We start from the raw sequence: 2,223 nt of genomic DNA, 5'->3' as shown, positions 1-2,223 counted from the left end.
GTCGGGTGCGGGTGGGTGGGGCTTCTCGCGCAGTTCCCCGTGCCCCTGAGAAGCCCGGTGGTCGGCGGTTTCAGGGCGGCGGGAGAGCGGCCCGCCTTTGAAAAGCCCCGCGTCCGGCGGTTTCAGGGCTGGCGGAGAGTCGCTCGCCCTTGAGGAGCCCCCGGCCCCCCTGCGGGCCGGGGGCTCCCCTCGTGTCAGTCGCCCCTTTTTGTCGCGCCTGCCAGGATCCAGCCCTCCACTGCCTCGTACTGTCTGCGTTGTTCCTCTGCCTTGGTGCGGCCGGAGAGGGTGGTGCCGAGCCAGCCGAAGGCGAAGCCCAGGGGGATGGAGAGCAGGCCCGTGGTGGTGAAGGGGAACCAGTTGAAGTCGGCTCCGGGGAAGGCCGAGTGGGGGGAGCCGGAGACCAGGTTGGTGCCGGTCATCAGGACCATGACCGAGAGGGAGCCGCCGACGAGGGTGTACATCAGGCCCGTACGGGTGTAACGGCGCCAGAAGAGGCCGTAGACGAGGGCGGGCGCGATGGCGGAGGCGCCCAGGCAGAACGAGAGGGTGACCAGGGGCTGGAGGTTGCGGTGCTGGACCATCGTGGCGAGGACGATCGCCGTGACGCCGACCGCGCCCGCCGAGAGTCTGGCGATGGTCATCTCGCGGCGGGGCGTGAGCGGTTCGCCCGCGCGGGCCGCGAAGACGTCGTGGGCGAGGGAGTTGGCGCAGGCGAGGATCATGCCGGCCACGGAGGCGAGCAGCGTAAGGAAGACCGCCGTCGTGACCGTGGTGAAGAGCAGTGTCTCCGCCGTGGACACCTCCGCGCCGAACGCCGCCATCGACCCCATCAGATAGGCCGTGTTGCCCTGGGGGTCGGCCGCCGCGATCACCTCGCGGCCGATCAGGGCCGTCGCGCCGAAGCCGATCACCGAGATGATCAGGACGAAGAGGGCCACGGAGGGGACCGCCCAGGACAGTGAGCGGCGGACCTGACGGGCGCTGTTCGCGGTGTACATGCGCATGGTGACGTGCGGGAGGCAGGCCCCGCCGAGCACGACCGTCAACTGGGCGCTGATCATGTCGAGTTCGGGATAGGGGCCGCCCGAGAACTGCAGGCCCGAGTGGAGGTACCCGGTGCCGATGCCGCTCTTCTCCGCCGCCGCGCCGAGCAACAGGCCCGGGTTCCAGTCGAACTTGTGCAGGATCAGGACCGCGACGAGCGCGCCCGAGCCGAGCAGCATCACGATCTTGAGGATCTGGATGAGGGCCGTGCCCTTCATGCCGCCGATCGCCGCGTAACCGATCATCAGCGCTCCGACGATCACCACGACACCGGTCTTCAGGCTCTCGCTGGAGAAGCCGAGGACGAACGCCAGCAGGTCGCCGGTGCCCGCGAGCTGGACCAGCATCATCGGCATCAGCGCGGCGATCGTGACGACGCAGGCGACGATGCGGACGGAGCGGCCGGGCATCCGCCTGGCCAGCGCGTCGCCCATGGTGAACCGGCCCGCGTTGCGCAGGGGTTCGGCCAGCAGGAACATCAGCAGCATCAGGGACAGCGCCGTGCTCAGGGCGAGGACGACTCCGTCGTAGCCGAAGAGGGCGATCACTCCGCCGGTGCCCAGCACGGTCGCCGCCGAGATGTAGTCGCCGGCGATGGCGAGGCCGTTGCGCATGGGGGAGAGCGAGCCGTAGCCGGTGTAGAACTCGTCGAGGTCGTCCCGGTCGGGGCCCGTCATCACGCACAGGAGCAGGGTGACGGTGGCGACCGCCGTGAAGCCGACGAGCGACATGGCCTGCGCCGACCCGCTGAACTCGGCGAGCCCGCCCGCGGCCGTGGTCGAGGGGCCGCCGGCGGTGAGGACGGCGGTGGCGGTGATGTTCAACGAACAGTCCCCCGCCTCGCGTCGACCGCCGCGAGGTCGCGGATGCGGTCTGCCAGCGGGTCGACGCGCAGGCGGGCGGTGTGCTCGTAGAGCCAGATGGCGAGGCAGGTCACCGGTACCTGGATGAGGCCGAGCAGCAGGCCCGTGGAGAGTCCGCCGCTGACCTCGCTCGTCATGAACGACGGGGCGAAGGCGGACAGGAGGAGGAACAGCACGAAGTAGCCGAGGGCCGTCAGCGTCGCCACCCGCCGCTGCCGGCGGTACGCGCCGCGCAGCACCCGCAGGTCGCTGTGGTGGCCGAGGGGGGCGTGGCGGGGGGTGTCTGACGTCGGTTGCGGTTGCGGTTCCCGGG

Annotated in this window: 2 protein-coding genes; both read right to left on the bottom strand. The window is 70.6% G+C overall.

Annotated elements, in window-relative coordinates; all coding sequences use genetic code 11:
* Positions 1 to 194: 194 nt before the first annotated feature.
* Positions 195 to 1,778, bottom strand: a complete 1,584-nt coding sequence (locus P1P70_RS43710; protein ID WP_319247940.1) for a cation acetate symporter — start codon at positions 1,776 to 1,778, stop codon at positions 195 to 197.
* A gap of 89 nt (positions 1,779 to 1,867) precedes the next feature.
* Positions 1,868 to 2,223, bottom strand: a 356-nt coding sequence (locus tag P1P70_RS43705; protein WP_319247939.1) for a DUF485 domain-containing protein, incomplete at its 5' end; no start/stop codon positions are given.

This window comes from Streptomyces sp. MB09-02B (assembly GCF_033794485.1).
Classification (GTDB): Bacteria; Actinomycetota; Actinomycetes; order Streptomycetales; family Streptomycetaceae; genus Streptomyces.
The sequence above is the reverse complement of the archived record's forward strand: the minus strand, read 5'-3'. Positions and strand labels throughout refer to the sequence as shown.